The sequence below is a fragment of the Pseudoxanthomonas winnipegensis genome, assembly GCF_004283755.1.
In the GTDB taxonomy this organism is placed as follows: Bacteria; Pseudomonadota; Gammaproteobacteria; order Xanthomonadales; family Xanthomonadaceae; genus Pseudoxanthomonas_A; species Pseudoxanthomonas_A winnipegensis.
The window spans coordinates 291,874-305,493 of record NZ_SHMH01000003.1 but is presented as its reverse complement, the minus strand read 5'-3'; the positions used below and the strand labels follow the sequence as shown (position 1 = coordinate 305,493).

Genomic DNA, 13,620 nt, shown 5'->3' with positions numbered 1-13,620 from the left:
CCGTAGATTTCTCTCTGCCGGCGACCCGTCGGCAGGGCAACCGCCCGCCGCCCATCTCTAGCGGCAACGCGGCGCCGAGCAGCAGCCTTCCCTCAGCTGTTGCTCGGCAGCCCTCCCTTCAACCGGAGGCGCTCATGTTGGACTTCGACGCTTTTCCCGCAGCCAGGCGCGCCCTTTGCGCGCTGGCGGCCAGGGACCATGCTCAAGCACGTCAGCAACGCAATGCACGCGGCAGCAAGCGCATGAGGCGCCACGCGCGCGCCTCGCATCTTTCCAAGCTTGCCGCCAGCACCGAATCCCGCTCGCGCGATCTGCGCTCACAGGTCCGCTGACATGGCCGCGGTGATTCTTCACTTCCCCCGAGAGGCGTCGGTTCGCTACGACGTGAACACCGTCCGCCGGATCGCTGAGCGCGCCGGCATGGACCCGCGCCTGGCAGTCAACGAGTTTGTGCGTTGTGGCTATAGCCGGGCCTATCTCACCGAACTCTCCGAGCGCGTGCGCCAAGTGCGGATGGCTGCGCCGCAGCTCCCGGGCGGTGCCGCGTGAGCGCGCTTGTCGACCTGCTGTGCGCGCTCCAGGGCGCCCCCCGGCAGGAAACGAAAGCTGGTCTAGTCCTCATCTTCGACGCCGAACGAACGCGTGAGGTTGCGGACGCGATCGAACGCCTCGACGCCCAGGTGTCCGCCGACCTATGCAATCTCGATGGCTTCGCACAACGGCGCCAGCACCGTGTCGACTGGTCGCCCGCCGAATCTCATAACTTTGATGGCATTCAGCGCGGCAATAGCGACCTCACAGACCTGACGCCAGAGCAACTGGTCCAGGGCCACGAAGCCCAGGACCGCGGCTGATGCGCCAGGAAGCCACACGCCTGCCGCCTGGTGTCCCAATGGGCACAGGTTGCCAGCCCGGTCACACGCCACAGCTTGTACGCACTGCTGGCGCGCCGCAGGGCCATCGCATCGGCACGCCATGCCCTGAGACCTGGCATATCGAATGCGCGCGGCGCCAGCGTGCCACTCAGCCTCATCCAAGCCGCGCGATCGCAGAGCTTCGCTGGACCGACCCGACCCTCTCAGCGCAGCTGATTCCGATCTCTCAACTCGGGCAGGCCCGCAATCGCGTGCTGGCCGATCTACGCCACGCGGCCTAAGGCCGGAGACGACATGAACCTCGATCCTAACAACGCCATCGCCCGCGTCGATACCTCGCGCATCCTGATGGCCCTGCCCTTTCGGCCTTACGGCGACATCCGCTACTACATCAACGCCATCGCATTGCAGCCCGCGGGCGACGATGGGGTGCTGGTCATGGCCACCGACGGCTACGCAGCCATTTGCCTGAGCGACATCGGTGGGCGCGCGGACCGGCCGATGCTGATTCCGGTAGGCAAGGAGCAGAAGGCCGCACTCAAGCGCGGCACCCATTTGCTGGTGAGCCCCGAAGGCACCACCTGGATCAGCGACAGCTCTGGATTCCCGTTGTGGGTGTCCACGGTGCCACTGATCGAGGGAAAGTTTCCCGACCTGCGCTCGGTCGCTGGTGATGTCGAGAGCTATCAGCCGGGACTCGTGGGCGGGTTCAACCCGAAGCTGCTTGACCAGGTGCGACAGGCGCACGCGTACGGGCCCAAGCCATCCGCTGCGCGCTTCTACCACCGTCCGGAGAACGCGGCACTGACCCTTTTCACGCTCGATGGCAGTGGCTTCGGGCTGGTCATGGGTATGACGGACGATGTGGTCTCGAGTTCTCCCAGCGGCATTCCCTCCTACTTCCGCTCGCAAGCGACGGAGGCTGCCACATGATCCAACTGGCGGACCTCTCCCCGTTGCAGCGCGAAGCGCTGCTCGCAGCGAAGACATCCGGCAGTGGCTCTCTGAAGCGCACGTGCGGCGGCTTCCAGGCCGAGGCAAGCGGGAATCCTTCGTCGACCGTTTTCACCTCTCGCCTGGTTCGCGCCATGTATCGCAGCTTCCTGCTCGTGCTGGATGACGAGTCGTTCCCGCGAGAGGCGAAGCTGACCACGCGCGGTAGTGCACTTGCTGATCTTCTGCAGGCCCAACTGTCACAGCAGCCGAAGGCGGGGGCAGCGTGACGGGCTACCAACGCAACAGCCGCGCGGCACGCATCCGTGCGCTATTGGCGGTCGCGCCATCGGGCGTAACCGCACTTGAACTCAGTGCGCTACTTTCCAAGGAAGGCATCAAGGTCAGTCGGGAACAAGCGACGAGCACGTTGCGGCAGCTGCACGATGCCGGCCTGGTACGCCAAGTCAGGGTTGGGCGCGGCGTTACCTGGTTCGCCGGGGATCGCATCCTCGCCACGATTGCGCCGCCCACGCCATTCAGCCTTCCACCCAAGCAGATCACGCCGAACGGCAGCAAGCCGGTGACCGGGCACCAGCGGCAGTCTCAGGCACTGCACGATGCAACCGTTGCGGCGCGGCAACCGCTGCGCGAGCAGTTGCAGGCCGATCTAGCCAAGTTTCTCTCCCAGCCCGGCAACCGTATCGAGATCGTGCCGCGCGGCGCGACAGGGGAATCCCTGCGCCTCGAGGCCAAACAGGCGGCCAAGGGCCCCAAGCCGTTCGTCATCAACCCAGCCAAGCGCGGCAGCTTCGTGCCCGCCTAAAGGAGCAACTATGTTCGATACCGACCCTAGCCGCCTTAGCGGCCCAGACTTCCTGCTAGCAGTCGCCGACGCCGAGTTGGCGAACGGCAACGAGATCAACGCAGCCGTCTTCCGCCAGCGCGCCAGTGAGTGGAAGCACGACCAGGCACTGGCCTCGACCGTTAAGCCGCGCGTGCGCGTGCCCGCCGAGAAGGTGGCCGCATGAGCACCACGGTCAACATCCGCCGCCTGGAGATGCATCTCCATCTTCCGGCCAATCTCACCAACGACATCACGCTGCCCGCACACCTAGAGACCTTCAGCCACGTCGCGCCCCGGTACACGAAAGTTCTCGCCGACGGCACCCACCTACCCGGCGCCGATTCGCGCACCGACCACGTCGCGGTGATCGACAACGCCACCAGCCTCATGTGGTCTGTGGAATCGCTCGGGGATCCGAAGGACCCCGACAGCGGCATCAGCCAGGACGCCTGCGAAAGGCGCTGCGCGGAGCTGCGTCTTCTGGGGTACGACGATTGGCGGCTGCCCACGCGCAAGGAGCTGGAAGGCCTGGTCGATGACACCCGCCACGAGCCCGCGATCGACACCGCCCTGTTCCCGCGCGTGAAACCGCGCTGGCACTGGACCAGCACAGCGGCGGCGTGGTCCGCGTCGTCCGCGTGGTACGTCGATTTCAGCTACGGCTACGTCTACAGCTTCCGCCGCAGCTACAGCGGGTTCGCGTTGGCCGTGCGTCGTGCCGGTCAGTAATTGGCCTCTCTGATCACCAACAGGAGCAACACCATGGAACAGCCGAAGTACATCAAGATCGGGGCGGACGGCCAGCAGCTTCCCGCCGACGCGAAGGATTGGGTCGCCGTGCATCTGCCGGTGCATGGCCTGACCTTCAGCGCCACCAGCGTCGTGAACACCGACGTGCCGCAGGAGAAGTGCCTGGAAGCGTGCAAGTCGCTGACGCTGGCAGGTCACAGTGACTGGGACCTGCCGACCATCGACGAGTTGCAGCTGCTGATCGACCGCAGTCGCTACGAGCCGGCGATCGACACCGAATTCTTCCAGGACATCCGGAACGACTGGTACTGGAGCATCACGCCGGCGGCGTGGTCTGCGTCGTCCGCGTGGTTCGTCGATTTCGACCTCGGCGTCGTCAGCTACGGCCACCGCGGCTACGTCGGGTTCGCGTTGGCCGTGCGTCGTGCCGGTCAGTAATTTGACTCTCTGTTGATCCGTCCATGCCCTCACGCTTCCAGCTCCCACCCATCGTGAAGACCGCCGAACGGCTGCTCGTCGACATCGAGCAGGCCGTGCGACGCTTCCCGCGCTACCACCGCTACCAGATCGGTGCTGACCTTCGGCGCCAGGCCATGGCTGTCTATCGCAACGCCGACCGGGCGTGGCGGGACCGCCAGCACCAAGCCGAGCGCGTGGCGCAGCTGGTGTGGGACATCGACGAGCTCAAGCAGCACCTGCAGGTCGCCAAGCTGTTGCACGCCTTCGCCAGCTTCAGGCAGTTCGAAGCCCTAGCACGGGCGGCGCACCAGCTTGGCGCCCAGGCCGGCGGATGGCGCCGGCACCAGGCAACCCCTCAAGCCCAGAATGCGGCCGGCGTCGGAGCCGTGCCGCAGCGTGGCCAGAAACTGAGTACCTGTGCCGCCTCCGCGGGGGCTACACGATGACGAACCTGTCCTACCCAGCCGGATGGTCAGCGATGTCCCAAGTGCGCAGGGATGCGGCGGCGTGGTCCGCGTCGTCCGCGTGGAACGTCAATTTCAACAACGGCAACGTCAACAACAACCACCGCAACAACAACGGGTTCGCGTTGGCCGTGCGTCGTGCCGGTGAGTTTCAAGGGGGAGTGACACTGCAGGGATTGCACCGGGCGTGGAAGCGCGCCCGCCGGCAAAAAGTGCCCAGCCACAACCAGCGGCGCTTCGACACGCGCTGGATGGACAACCTGATCCAGTTGCAAGAAGAGATCGCCAGCGGCACCTGGTCGCCGCGGCCTTCCACCTGCTTCATCGCAACCCGGCCCAAGGCGCGTGAGATCCACGCGCCGGACTTCGCTGACCGCGTTGTGCACCACTGGCTAGTGCCTCAGCTGGAGGCGATCTACGAACCGGGCTTCATCCACGACAGCTATGCCAACCGCGCCGGCAAGGGCAGCCACGCCGCGGTCCGCCGCGCGCAGGCGTTCTGCCGACAGCTGGCCAGCGGCCAGGGCGGCGGCTGGTATCTGCAGCTGGACATCGCCAACTACTTCAACAGCATCCACCGACCCACTCTGTGGGCGATGCTAAAGCCACGGCTGCTGCGTGCCGGCCTGCATCCGCATGCCCTGCAGACGACCCACGCGCTCCTGCGTCGCGATCCGCTGCACCCTGGCGCGCAGACGCGCGCCACGGCTGCCGAGTTGGCCCAGGTCCCCGCGCACAAGCGCTTGTGCAACGCCGGGCCGGGCTGCGGCCTGCCGATCGGCAACCTGTCGTCGCAGTTCTTCGCCAACGTCTACCTGGACGCCTTGGACCAGCTCGCCAAGCACCAGCTCAAGGCCAAGCGCTACCTGCGCTACGTGGACGACTTCGTGCTGTTCCACCGGGACCGCGCGCAGCTGGAAGCATGGCAGGCGCAGATCACCGACTTCCTCGGCCGTCAGCTGCACCTCGGCCTGAAGGCCGAGATCCGCCTGCGTCGCCTCGACGATGGCCTGGACTTCCTCGGCTATGTCATCCGGCCGACGCATACGCTGGTGCGCCCGCGCGTCGTGGCACACGCCAAGGCGGCCCTGCAAAAGATCGAGGCAGCTCTCCCGCGAGACGGGCAGCCGCACTTCGCCCCCGAAGCGCTCCAGCGCGTGCAAGCGGTCCTTGCCAGCTACGGCGGCCACTTCCGTCACGCCAATGCGCGCCGACTCACCCAGCACCTCACACGCCGCTTCCCGTGGGCGGCGATGTCATCCGTGCACGCATCGCCTCCGGCTGGAGGGGTGACCAGCTGTGCCAGCGAGTCGGTGAGCGCCCCTTCGCCAAGCGCGGCGAGATCCGCGAGCCGACGATGCTGGTGGCCTACAAGCTGGCGCGGATGTACCGCGATCGCGTGCCGACCATCGACGAACTGCAAAGGGCTCACCCGATGAGTCTGACGGCAGCGATCAAGTGGCGCCGGGTCATCCGTGCAGCCCTCAAGGGAGAGTGACATGAGCAACTGGTTGCCGATCGACACAGCCCCCGAAGGCGTGATCGTCGATACCAAGATCGACGACGCCGACGGCGTGCGCAATGAAGGCCCGCTGCGCCGGCGGCGCTCGCTCTGGTACATCACCGACGAACGAGGCGAGGACGTGATGTACGTCTACTACCGCCCCACGCACTGGAGGCACAGGACATGAGCAACGAACGAGAGAAGCTGGTGGAGCGTGCGCAGGAGATTCTGGCCACCTGCCTCAGCGAATGGGGGCATCCACAGGAATCCGAGAATGTCCTCGCATCTGTCGACCTGGAGAGCTATGACACCGAGCTTCGGCTGATCAATCAGCTGCTGAACTTCGGTTTCGAGGACCATGCCCATAGGGCCGCCCCCGCGCCGCCCGCCGACGCTGGCCGGGGTGGGCTGGTGGAGCGGCTGCGAGCAATCGTCCTCGATGCGCAGAGCATTGCGTCCACGTCAGTCACTGTGCCCGTGTCGCTCATCCGCGAAGCCGCCAACGCCCTGACCGCCAAGGCCGCCGCCCCTGCGCCTGTCGAACTGACCGGCGTTGCCGCTGCAATTGCTGGAGGCGGCGGGATATGGCGGACCTGCACAGGCTGCCATGAACATAACGAGGGAAATCCGACCGGACCGGTGAGCCAGACCCTGCAGTGCCACCTTGGCGGCGGCTGTGATGAATGCGGCGGGATCGGAGCAATCTGGGACACGACCGACTATCAAGCGATGGCCGACGATATGGCTGCGGGTCTGCTCGCACCTGCGGTGGGTGTGGGCGAGGCTGTGGCGAAGGTCGAGGGCGTCAACGAATACGGGCAGTGGATTTGCAATCCGATCAATCCTGAAGCCGCGTCACTCGTTGCCGATGGGCTGTTGTATCCGCAGGGAGGGGCGCGCAGTGCGTGGATTACCGCATGCATGCCGCCGACTTGGCCCTTGGAATACGGCGCGGTGGTTGGCTTGGCGCTGTACCTGGGCGAGCAGCCAGCCGACGGCGGCCCGAGCATCCGGCAAGGTCGCTACGAGCCCGGCATCGGCTTCATCGACTCGACCACCGCGACGCGAATAGACCCAGTGTCGTGGTCCAGTCCGATCCACCCCGAGCCCGCCGCTGCCCCGCCCGCGCCCCAAGGGGGCTCTCGCTATCGCCATCGCCGCCCAGGCCGAGGAGAAGTCCGATGGCTAATGGCGTGATCGGGAATCCTATGGCGGAAGACCTACGCCGATGCTGCGATGCGCTGTACGCACGCATCGGCGAGTTGGAGTCTTCTCTGCGATGGACCGCAGCCGGACTACAGGCTGCGGCTAAGCACCGCGTGCAGATTCGGGAGAGCGACCTTCTGGTGCGGGACGAGGTCAGGAGGACCGTCAGCGAGGTTCTTGACGAGGCGGATCGGCTGTTGGCATCCAAGGCCGGGGAGAAGGCGCCATGATCGAGCTTCGACCGATCACCCGCGAGGAAGGCGACGGATTCATCCGTCAGCATCACCGCCACCACGGCGTCCCGGTCGGAGCCCTATGGAGGCAGGCAGTGCACGACGACAGCGGCAAGCTGATCGGGGTCGCAGTGTCCGGCCGACCGGTCGCGCGCGCCCTGGATGACGGCATGACGGTTGAAGTCACGCGCCTATGCACAGACGGCACCCCGAACGCCTGCAGCATGCTGTACGCCGCCGCGCGGCGAGTGGCCCAAGACAAGGGCTATCGACGCGGCCTGACGTACATCCTCGCGTCCGAGTCAGGCGCGTCGCTGCGCGCAGCCGGATGGGCCCACCTCTGGGACGTTCGCGGGCGCAGCTGGGACACGCCATCGCGGCCAAGGACCGACAAGCACCCCACAGAGGACAAGCAGGCCTGGGGCTGGGGCGCATGGGAAAGCCTCGCGCCGGCTGGTCGATGGGCCAGTGATGACGCCCAGGCCGGGGAGAAGCGCTGATGGGCCGCGAAGCTTCTAAGTCCGTGCCGCCAAACGCCGCAATCCTGCGCCCCTGGCGTATCAAGGACGGCTGCGCAGTGCATTTCATCCGCCATCGCGCGCGGATCGCATTTGGTGACAGCGATGATCCACGTGCAGTGATCGACGCGGCGAGGGCCGCGCGGGAGGGTGGTGATGGCTGAGTCCTGCAAGCGTTGCCCTCATCTTGCGATCTTCGACTGGCATTACTACTACTGCACGGCAATGCCAGACGAAAAGCCATCGCTCAGGCCTGGCGGAGGTAAACAATTGAGGACGCCATTTACCCCGCCCTCTTGGTGCCCGCTCGGTGTGGGGGTAGAGGGTCGCGCCAAAGATGCAACCGAGGAACAGGCGGCGCAGGAGGGGCGAGGGTGATGGACAAGACAGAGGTCATAGACCTGATCGCCGCGCTGGCTACCGGCGATTGCTATCTCTCGGCGGACGCTTGCGCGGTGCTGCTGGGGCTGACCACGAAGGAGGGATCGCCGAACCGCCGCGGCTTCCTGGAGCGCGTCGCCGTGCGTGGCAGCTTCCCTGCCCCGCTGGTCATCGGCAACGAGAAGAAGTGGAAGAAGTCGAAGGTTCTGAAGTGGGCCGACGACGAGGCGCGGATCAACCGAGCTGCCTAGCCATCGAGCTGGCGCTCTCGTTGTAGTAATGCATCAGCGACTTCAGGTCGCGATGCCCAATCATCCGGGCCAGCTGGAGCACATCCAGCTTCTTCGACAGGCGCCAGATCGCCTCGGCCCGGGAATCATGGAAATGGATGTCGCGCACCGTGCCGCCGTCAGGCAGCTCCACGCGGTCCCTCACCTTCCGCCACATCGCATCGCGCAGCTTGGCGTCCATGTCGAACACCGGACCGAACGTGCGCGGAAGCGCGTCGAGGATCTGGCAGGCGCGCTTCGTCAGCGGTACGTCGCGCGCTTCGCCGTTCTTCGATGTCGGGATGCGGACGTACTGTTCGGACAGATGGATGTTGGGCCAGGTCAGCGCCAGGATCTCGCCAGAGCGCATCGCGGTTTCCAGCGCGAAGATGAAGGCCAGTCCGACGCGGTTGGTTACTGTCGTGGTCGGCAGGTCGTCCCACACTCCGAATCCGCGGCGCAGCGCCTCCTCCTCGGCCGGCATGATCCGGCGCGCGCGCCCTGGCGGTGACTGCGGCCAGCGCACGTCCTTCATGGGGTTGTCGCGGATCCAGCGCCAGTCGCGGCGGGCCGCCTCCAGTACGCCACGCATCAACGTCATGTCGCGCGCCACGCTGCCAGGCTTGACCACCTTCAAGCGGTCGTCGCGCCAGGTCGAGAAGTCGTCGGGCGTCAGCGAAGCGACGCGCCGGCGCGCCATCGGCAACCTCTCGAACGCAGTCAGCCTCAGCAGCTCCCATTTCTCGCCAGCGCGCTTCGGCGCCTCGTCACGCGCGTAGCGCCGCATGGCGTCCAGTAGCGTCTTGTCGGGCAGCCGCTTACCGCGAAGCTCGGCCTCGCGCTCCAGCGCCCACTGGGCCGCTTCCTTCCGGGTGTCGAACGTCTTGGAATCGCGGACGCCGGCCACGTACAGCTGGACCCGGTAACCCTTGCCGTTCTGCTTGATGCTCGCCATGGGGGCATCGTATGGGGAATTTCTGGGGAGTGGCTATGTGCGAACACGGGCGATTCGTGCCGTGTGCGTGGAGGTCGGATGGGTCAAGCCACTGATTCCGTTGCGGATTGTGGCGAAAACGTACCTATCCGTTGTGCCTCGGGTGAACGTGCTGGTGCCCGGAGCCGGAATCGAACCGGCAAGGGATTGCTCCCGGCGGATTTTAAGCCAGAGCATGGCATCCGCACCGGGCTAACGCTGGACTTGGATGTGGCTTGCTGTAGCAGGTTTTCCGCCAGACCAATGCCTTCGATCATATCCCGGTGCGCGATGCAAACCGCCCCGGTTCTCCTCCGCCTGGCTCCTAGCCGGCCCCTGGAATCGGGGCCTTTCAGGAGCACCTCATGGCAAAGATCAAACTCACCAAGTCCGTCGTTGACACGGCGCAGGCGCAGACCTGCGACGTGGAACTCCGGGATACGCTCGTTCCGGGCTTCTTGTGCAAGGTTACACCGACCGGCCGCAAGGTATTCATGGTTCAGTACCGCACGAACTCCGGCGTGCGGCGCAAGCCGGCAATCGGCCAGTTCGGCGAGCTGACGGTCGAACAGGCCCGATCGCTGGCACAAGACTGGCTGGCCGAAGTCCGGCGCGGAGGCGATCCCGGACTCGACAAGGCCGAAGCCCGCAAGGCGCCGACGGTCAAGGAGCTGTGCGGCCGGTTCATGGACGACCACTCCAAGCCGCACAACAAGCCCAGCACGCAGGCCGGCTACCAGTACCAGATTGACAGCTTCGTCATCCCGGCCTTCGGCAGCAAGAAGGTTCATGAGGTCACGCGCAACGACATCACCGCGCTGATGAAGCGCATGGAGAAGTCGCCCACCCAGGCCAACCGCGTGCTGTCGCTCGTCCGCAAGATGTTCAACCTGGCCGAGCTGTGGGGCTACCGGCCCGATGGCTCCAATCCCTGCCGCCACGTTCCCAAGTACCCGGAGAAGGGTTCGACCCGGCTCATTACCGACGACCAGATGACCAAGCTGTTCGCCTATCTGGAGAAGGCCGAGGCCGAGGGCTTGGAACATCCCATCCACCTGCTGGCCGTCCGGCTGCAATTCGAGTTCGCGGCGCGCATGTCGGAAATCCTGCTGTTGCAATGGGATTGGCTCGACCTGCCCAACGGCCGGGTGGTCTGGCCGGACAGCAAGACCGGCGATATGTCCAAGCCCCTAAGCGCCGAGGCTCGCCGCCTGTTGGAGAGTGCCCCCCACTATGGCGATTCGCCCTACGTTTGCCCCGCGATCCTCGATCACAAGAAGCCGCTAAGCCCCCACTCCTACTATCAGGCGTGGCGGCGCATCCTTGACCGTGCCGGTGTGCCGAAGGTCGGCACCCACGGCATCCGCCACCGCTCGGCGACGGACATTGCCAATTCGGGCGTACCGCTCAAGGTCGGCATGGCGCTGACAGCGCACAAGACCGTGGCGATGTTCATGCGCTATGTCCACACCGAGGACGATCCTGTGCGCCAGGCGGCCGAGCTGGTGGCGACCCGGCGCCAGACCATCACGAAGGCGCGGCAACGCCAGCCCCAGGAGGCCACGGCATGAGCGCCCGGACGCCCAAAGCAGTAAAAGGCGCTGCCGTGCCTGCCGGCTACGCCGGCATCCACGGCGGCATCGTGGAACTGCTCGATGCCGCCCGCCAAGCGGCGGCGCGCAGCGTCAATGCGCTGATGACGGCCAGCTATTGGGAGATTGGCCGCCGCATCGTGGAGGCCGAGCAACAGGGCAAGCGGCGCGCAGGGTACGGCGAACAGTTGATTGCCCGGCTGTCCGCCGACCTGACTGCGCGCTTCGGGCGCGGGTTCAGCCCGGACAACCTGGAGAACATGCGGCGGTTCTTCGCCGCCTATCCCCGGCCGGTGATTTCCGAGGCACTGTCTCGGAAATCGGGGGACGGACTGCCTGCCGAGAAATCCGAGACCGTGTCTCGGAAATTGGCCTTGGGCGAGCTGGCGCAGGTGTTCACGCTGCCGTGGTCGGCCTACGTGCGGCTGCTGTCGGTCAAGGACGAGAACGCCCGCCGGTTCTACGAGGCGGAGGCGCTGCGCGGCGGCTGGAGCGTGCGTCAGCTTGACCGGCAGATCGGCAGCCAGTTCTACGAGCGCACCGCCTTGTCGAAGGACAAGGCGGCGATGCTGGTCAAGGGCGCTGCGCCCAGGCCGGAGGATGCCGTCAGGCCGGACGATGCGATCAAAGACCCGTATGTGCTGGAGTTCCTGAACCTCAAGGATGAGTATTCGGAATCCGACCTCGAAGCGGCCCTGATCCAGCGGCTGGAGGATTTTCTGCTGGAGCTGGGCGAAGGGTTCACCTTCGTCGGGCGGCAGCGGCGCTTGCGCATCGACCAGACGTGGTATCGGGTGGATCTGCTGTTCTTCCACCGGCGGCTGCGCTGCCTGGTCATCATCGACTTGAAGCTGGGTAGCCTGACCCATGCGGACGTGGGCCAGATGCATATGTATTGCAACTATGCCAAGGAGCATTGGGCCTATCCCGATGAAAACCCGCCCGTAGGCTTGATCTTGTGCGCCGACAAGGGCCATGCCCTGGCGCGGTATGCCTTGGAGGGCTTGCCGACGAAGGTGATGGCGGCGAACTACCGCACCGTCCTGCCGGATGCCGAGCTGTTGCAGAAGGAGCTGGAAACCACACGGCGCCTGCTGGAGTCGCGCGCAGCGAAGCAGCCCAGGAAGCTCCCGCAATAGCAGGCGTCCCGGCGTGCCGGCGTCGGGTTCGCGGGCTGCGCCAGCCTGCGCTACAGATAAATCGGCCGCCTAAGCAACGCTGCGCTGGCAGGACACAAGCTCGCAGCCTGCCGCGTCGCCGGTGGACACCGGCGCGGGCAAGATCACCATCGCCCATGGTCCGGTCGAAGCACTGAAGTGGCCGGCGATGACCATGGCGTTCAAGGCATCGCCGGAACAGCTGGCGTCGGTGAAGGCCGGTCAGCAGGTGGAATTCGAGTTCGAGGCCAAGGGCATGGACAGCACCATCACCCGCATCACCCCAACGAAATAGGTGGCCACCTCAACCCGAAAGGCGGCCTATGGCCGCCTTTCGGTCTTCGTTGATGTGAGCTAGGCGAACAGTTTCTCGATCGGATTCAGGTCGGGCGCCAACCGTGGCAACTACTGTACAAAGACCAACAGAACACCGGTTGGGTCAACGACGTGAAGGACCATTGAGTCATCAACTGGCTCAGGCGGCTTTACTCGCATGCCTGGGTAAGCATTGCTGCTGAGCAGTTCAAGCGAGCGTTGATGCCAAGCGTCAACGTCATCGACGCCAATGACTAGCATGAAGTTGTTTGCCCAATCCTGCACGTAATAATCCTGAAGCCGGAAGGCGTGGCCATTGAGCGCGAAGTCTGCGGTACCGCCCCAGCCATCCGACATGGTGAAGCCTAGAGCGGTGTAGAACCGCTTGGATAACTCGAAGTCTTTGGCAGGAACGTAGGGCTTGAGGCTATTAATGCTCAATGGCATGGATGTCTCCATTAGCTCCTAGGCATGCATGATGCTATTTGTACGTGCTTGGATCAAAATTGCCTCCCGTCGAGGCGCAACACGTTTCTTCGAGCTGATCGTTGCTGGGCGCGACCCCGCGCACTGCCGCAAACGCCTTCAGCGCCCACGTCTCGCCAACGCAGCCGCCCATGGTTGGGGCGATTGCGAGCATCTCGGCCAACTCCTCCCGGGAGGCTCCCAGTTCCACCGCCTTGCGCGCGTAGTGCGCCACGCAAGGCTCGCAGCGCACGCTTACCGACCATAGAAGCGCTGCCAGCACCTTGATGCGTGCGCTCAGCGCGCCATTGGTGTACAGCGCCACTTGGCGCATCTGCTCGACATGCGCCGCCGTGGCATGGAACGGATTCGTGGTGGTGGTGCTCATGGCTGCGTCTTCACGGTCGAGGGATAGCCGGCGTTGCGGGTCGCTTCGGTCAACGCCTGGGCATTGGTCCGGGTGTCATCGAAGGTAACGATCGCCTCCCTGGGCTCCCAAGTGACCTTGGCCTCGATAACGCCCCCCACTTTCTGCAGGGCCTTTCTAACTGTGATTGGACAGGTCGCGCAGGTCATGCTCGGCACGGACAGCGTGACGGTTCGGGTGGCAGCCCAAGCCGGCGCACTCAGCGCCGCGAGCAGTCCGAAAATAGCGACGAACTTCTTCATGGCAGTCTCC

The 13,620-nt window shown here is 65.2% G+C and carries 23 protein-coding genes; 19 read left to right on the top strand and 4 right to left on the bottom strand.

The window, feature by feature from the left end:
• The first annotated feature begins 134 nt into the window (after positions 1-134).
• From EAT51_RS07790 to EAT51_RS07710, 16 genes are all read left to right on the top strand, one after another.
• Complete coding sequence (locus tag EAT51_RS07790; RefSeq protein ID WP_130519369.1) at positions 135-332, top strand: hypothetical protein; 198 nt, start codon at positions 135-137, stop codon at positions 330-332.
• A 1-nt stretch (position 333) separates the two neighbouring features.
• Positions 334-549, top strand: a complete 216-nt coding sequence (locus tag EAT51_RS07785; protein ID WP_130561461.1) for a hypothetical protein — start codon at positions 334-336, stop codon at positions 547-549.
• Positions 546-854 carry a hypothetical protein gene (locus EAT51_RS07780; protein ID WP_130561460.1) on the top strand — a complete coding sequence of 103 codons (309 nt, stop codon included), beginning with the start codon at positions 546-548 and terminating at the stop codon, positions 852-854. The genes EAT51_RS07785 and EAT51_RS07780 overlap by 4 nt, the downstream gene beginning before the upstream one ends.
• A gap of 315 nt (positions 855-1,169) precedes the next feature.
• Positions 1,170-1,808 carry a hypothetical protein gene (locus EAT51_RS07770; protein WP_130561458.1) on the top strand — a complete coding sequence of 213 codons (639 nt, stop codon included), beginning with the start codon at positions 1,170-1,172 and terminating at the stop codon, positions 1,806-1,808.
• Positions 1,805-2,098 carry a hypothetical protein gene (locus EAT51_RS07765; RefSeq protein WP_130554094.1) on the top strand — a complete coding sequence of 98 codons (294 nt, stop codon included), beginning with the start codon at positions 1,805-1,807 and terminating at the stop codon, positions 2,096-2,098. Before EAT51_RS07770 ends, EAT51_RS07765 begins: the two co-directional genes overlap by 4 nt.
• The gene (locus EAT51_RS07760) at positions 2,095-2,634 is read left to right on the top strand and encodes a helix-turn-helix domain-containing protein (protein WP_130554095.1); all 540 of its coding nucleotides are present in this window, start codon (positions 2,095-2,097) and stop codon (positions 2,632-2,634) included. Before EAT51_RS07765 ends, EAT51_RS07760 begins: the two co-directional genes overlap by 4 nt.
• 10 nt (positions 2,635-2,644) lie before the next feature.
• A complete protein-coding gene (locus tag EAT51_RS07755; protein WP_130554096.1) occupies positions 2,645-2,839 on the top strand; it encodes a hypothetical protein in 195 nt (64 codons plus the stop codon).
• A complete protein-coding gene (locus tag EAT51_RS07750; protein WP_130561457.1) occupies positions 2,836-3,384 on the top strand; it encodes an Lcl C-terminal domain-containing protein in 549 nt (182 codons plus the stop codon). The genes EAT51_RS07755 and EAT51_RS07750 overlap by 4 nt, the downstream gene beginning before the upstream one ends.
• Before the next feature lie 33 nt (positions 3,385-3,417).
• Positions 3,418-3,843: an Lcl C-terminal domain-containing protein gene (locus EAT51_RS07745; RefSeq protein ID WP_130554099.1), complete on the top strand. Its 426-nt coding sequence runs from the start codon at positions 3,418-3,420 to the stop codon at positions 3,841-3,843.
• A 53-nt stretch (positions 3,844-3,896) separates the two neighbouring features.
• Positions 3,897-4,310: a four helix bundle protein gene (locus EAT51_RS07740; RefSeq protein WP_165422692.1), complete on the top strand. Its 414-nt coding sequence runs from the start codon at positions 3,897-3,899 to the stop codon at positions 4,308-4,310.
• Positions 4,311-4,342: 32 nt separating this feature from the next.
• Entirely contained in the window at positions 4,343-5,767 is a 1,425-nt protein-coding gene (locus tag EAT51_RS07735; RefSeq protein ID WP_228257850.1) for an RNA-directed DNA polymerase, read from the top strand.
• A gap of 60 nt (positions 5,768-5,827) precedes the next feature.
• Positions 5,828-6,019 (top strand): hypothetical protein, encoded by a 192-nt coding sequence (locus tag EAT51_RS07730; protein WP_130561456.1) that lies wholly within the window; start codon positions 5,828-5,830, stop codon positions 6,017-6,019.
• The gene (locus EAT51_RS07725) at positions 6,016-7,029 is read left to right on the top strand and encodes a hypothetical protein (protein WP_130561455.1); all 1,014 of its coding nucleotides are present in this window, start codon (positions 6,016-6,018) and stop codon (positions 7,027-7,029) included. Before EAT51_RS07730 ends, EAT51_RS07725 begins: the two co-directional genes overlap by 4 nt.
• A 235-nt stretch (positions 7,030-7,264) precedes the next feature.
• A complete protein-coding gene (locus EAT51_RS20585; protein WP_228257849.1) occupies positions 7,265-7,771 on the top strand; it encodes an XF1762 family protein in 507 nt (168 codons plus the stop codon).
• Positions 7,771-7,953, top strand: a complete 183-nt coding sequence (locus EAT51_RS07715) for a hypothetical protein (protein ID WP_130561454.1) — start codon at positions 7,771-7,773, stop codon at positions 7,951-7,953. Before EAT51_RS20585 ends, EAT51_RS07715 begins: the two co-directional genes overlap by 1 nt.
• 213 nt (positions 7,954-8,166) lie before the next feature.
• Positions 8,167-8,421, top strand: a complete 255-nt coding sequence (locus EAT51_RS07710) for a hypothetical protein (RefSeq protein WP_130554110.1) — start codon at positions 8,167-8,169, stop codon at positions 8,419-8,421.
• Here the strand turns inward: EAT51_RS07710 and EAT51_RS07705 are convergent.
• Positions 8,405-9,394 (bottom strand): tyrosine-type recombinase/integrase, encoded by a 990-nt coding sequence (locus EAT51_RS07705; protein WP_130554111.1) that lies wholly within the window; start codon positions 9,392-9,394, stop codon positions 8,405-8,407. The genes EAT51_RS07710 and EAT51_RS07705 overlap by 17 nt on opposite strands.
• A gap of 383 nt (positions 9,395-9,777) precedes the next feature.
• Between EAT51_RS07705 and EAT51_RS07700 the strand changes: the two genes are divergently transcribed.
• The 3 genes from EAT51_RS07700 to EAT51_RS07690 all read left to right on the top strand — a co-directional run bounded on the left by EAT51_RS07700 (position 9,778) and on the right by EAT51_RS07690 (position 12,456).
• On the top strand, positions 9,778-10,983 hold the full coding sequence (locus EAT51_RS07700) for a tyrosine-type recombinase/integrase (RefSeq protein WP_057380150.1): 1,206 nt from the start codon (positions 9,778-9,780) through the stop codon (positions 10,981-10,983).
• Positions 10,980-12,143: a PDDEXK nuclease domain-containing protein gene (locus tag EAT51_RS07695; RefSeq protein ID WP_057380149.1), complete on the top strand. Its 1,164-nt coding sequence runs from the start codon at positions 10,980-10,982 to the stop codon at positions 12,141-12,143. Before EAT51_RS07700 ends, EAT51_RS07695 begins: the two co-directional genes overlap by 4 nt.
• Before the next feature lie 121 nt (positions 12,144-12,264).
• Positions 12,265-12,456, top strand: a complete 192-nt coding sequence (locus tag EAT51_RS07690) for a copper-binding protein (protein ID WP_057380614.1) — start codon at positions 12,265-12,267, stop codon at positions 12,454-12,456.
• A 110-nt stretch (positions 12,457-12,566) separates the two neighbouring features.
• On the opposite strand, the gene EAT51_RS20415 is transcribed toward EAT51_RS07690, so the two are convergent.
• From EAT51_RS20415 to merP, 3 genes are read right to left on the bottom strand one after another with little or no spacing between them, the layout of a single operon-like run.
• On the bottom strand, positions 12,567-12,923 hold the full coding sequence (locus EAT51_RS20415) for a VOC family protein (RefSeq protein ID WP_057380613.1): 357 nt from the start codon (positions 12,921-12,923) through the stop codon (positions 12,567-12,569).
• A 34-nt stretch (positions 12,924-12,957) separates the two neighbouring features.
• A complete protein-coding gene (locus EAT51_RS07680; protein WP_057380612.1) occupies positions 12,958-13,329 on the bottom strand; it encodes a carboxymuconolactone decarboxylase family protein in 372 nt (123 codons plus the stop codon).
• Positions 13,326-13,610 (bottom strand): mercury resistance system periplasmic binding protein MerP, encoded by a 285-nt coding sequence (gene merP, locus EAT51_RS07675; protein WP_057380611.1) that lies wholly within the window; start codon positions 13,608-13,610, stop codon positions 13,326-13,328. The genes EAT51_RS07680 and merP overlap by 4 nt, the downstream gene beginning before the upstream one ends.
• Between the last annotated feature and the right edge of the window lie 10 nt (positions 13,611-13,620).

Coding starts and splice junctions, on each gene's coding strand:
- EAT51_RS07790 (WP_130519369.1), top strand. CDS start 135: ATGTTGGACTTCGACGCTTTTCCCGCAGCCAGGCGCGCCCTTTGCGCG.
- EAT51_RS07785 (WP_130561461.1), top strand. CDS start 334: ATGGCCGCGGTGATTCTTCACTTCCCCCGAGAGGCGTCGGTTCGCTAC.
- EAT51_RS07770 (WP_130561458.1), top strand. CDS start 1,170: ATGAACCTCGATCCTAACAACGCCATCGCCCGCGTCGATACCTCGCGC.
- EAT51_RS07765 (WP_130554094.1), top strand. CDS start 1,805: ATGATCCAACTGGCGGACCTCTCCCCGTTGCAGCGCGAAGCGCTGCTC.
- EAT51_RS07755 (WP_130554096.1), top strand. CDS start 2,645: ATGTTCGATACCGACCCTAGCCGCCTTAGCGGCCCAGACTTCCTGCTA.
- EAT51_RS07750 (WP_130561457.1), top strand. CDS start 2,836: ATGAGCACCACGGTCAACATCCGCCGCCTGGAGATGCATCTCCATCTT.
- EAT51_RS07745 (WP_130554099.1), top strand. CDS start 3,418: ATGGAACAGCCGAAGTACATCAAGATCGGGGCGGACGGCCAGCAGCTT.
- EAT51_RS07735 (WP_228257850.1), top strand. CDS start 4,343: ATGTCCCAAGTGCGCAGGGATGCGGCGGCGTGGTCCGCGTCGTCCGCG.
- EAT51_RS07730 (WP_130561456.1), top strand. CDS start 5,828: ATGAGCAACTGGTTGCCGATCGACACAGCCCCCGAAGGCGTGATCGTC.
- EAT51_RS07725 (WP_130561455.1), top strand. CDS start 6,016: ATGAGCAACGAACGAGAGAAGCTGGTGGAGCGTGCGCAGGAGATTCTG.
- EAT51_RS20585 (WP_228257849.1), top strand. CDS start 7,265: ATGATCGAGCTTCGACCGATCACCCGCGAGGAAGGCGACGGATTCATC.
- EAT51_RS07715 (WP_130561454.1), top strand. CDS start 7,771: ATGGGCCGCGAAGCTTCTAAGTCCGTGCCGCCAAACGCCGCAATCCTG.
- EAT51_RS07710 (WP_130554110.1), top strand. CDS start 8,167: ATGGACAAGACAGAGGTCATAGACCTGATCGCCGCGCTGGCTACCGGC.
- EAT51_RS07705 (WP_130554111.1), bottom strand. CDS start 9,394: ATGGCGAGCATCAAGCAGAACGGCAAGGGTTACCGGGTCCAGCTGTAC.
- EAT51_RS07700 (WP_057380150.1), top strand. CDS start 9,778: ATGGCAAAGATCAAACTCACCAAGTCCGTCGTTGACACGGCGCAGGCG.
- EAT51_RS07695 (WP_057380149.1), top strand. CDS start 10,980: ATGAGCGCCCGGACGCCCAAAGCAGTAAAAGGCGCTGCCGTGCCTGCC.
- EAT51_RS20415 (WP_057380613.1), bottom strand. CDS start 12,923: ATGCCATTGAGCATTAATAGCCTCAAGCCCTACGTTCCTGCCAAAGAC.
- EAT51_RS07680 (WP_057380612.1), bottom strand. CDS start 13,329: ATGAGCACCACCACCACGAATCCGTTCCATGCCACGGCGGCGCATGTC.
- merP (WP_057380611.1), bottom strand. CDS start 13,610: ATGAAGAAGTTCGTCGCTATTTTCGGACTGCTCGCGGCGCTGAGTGCG.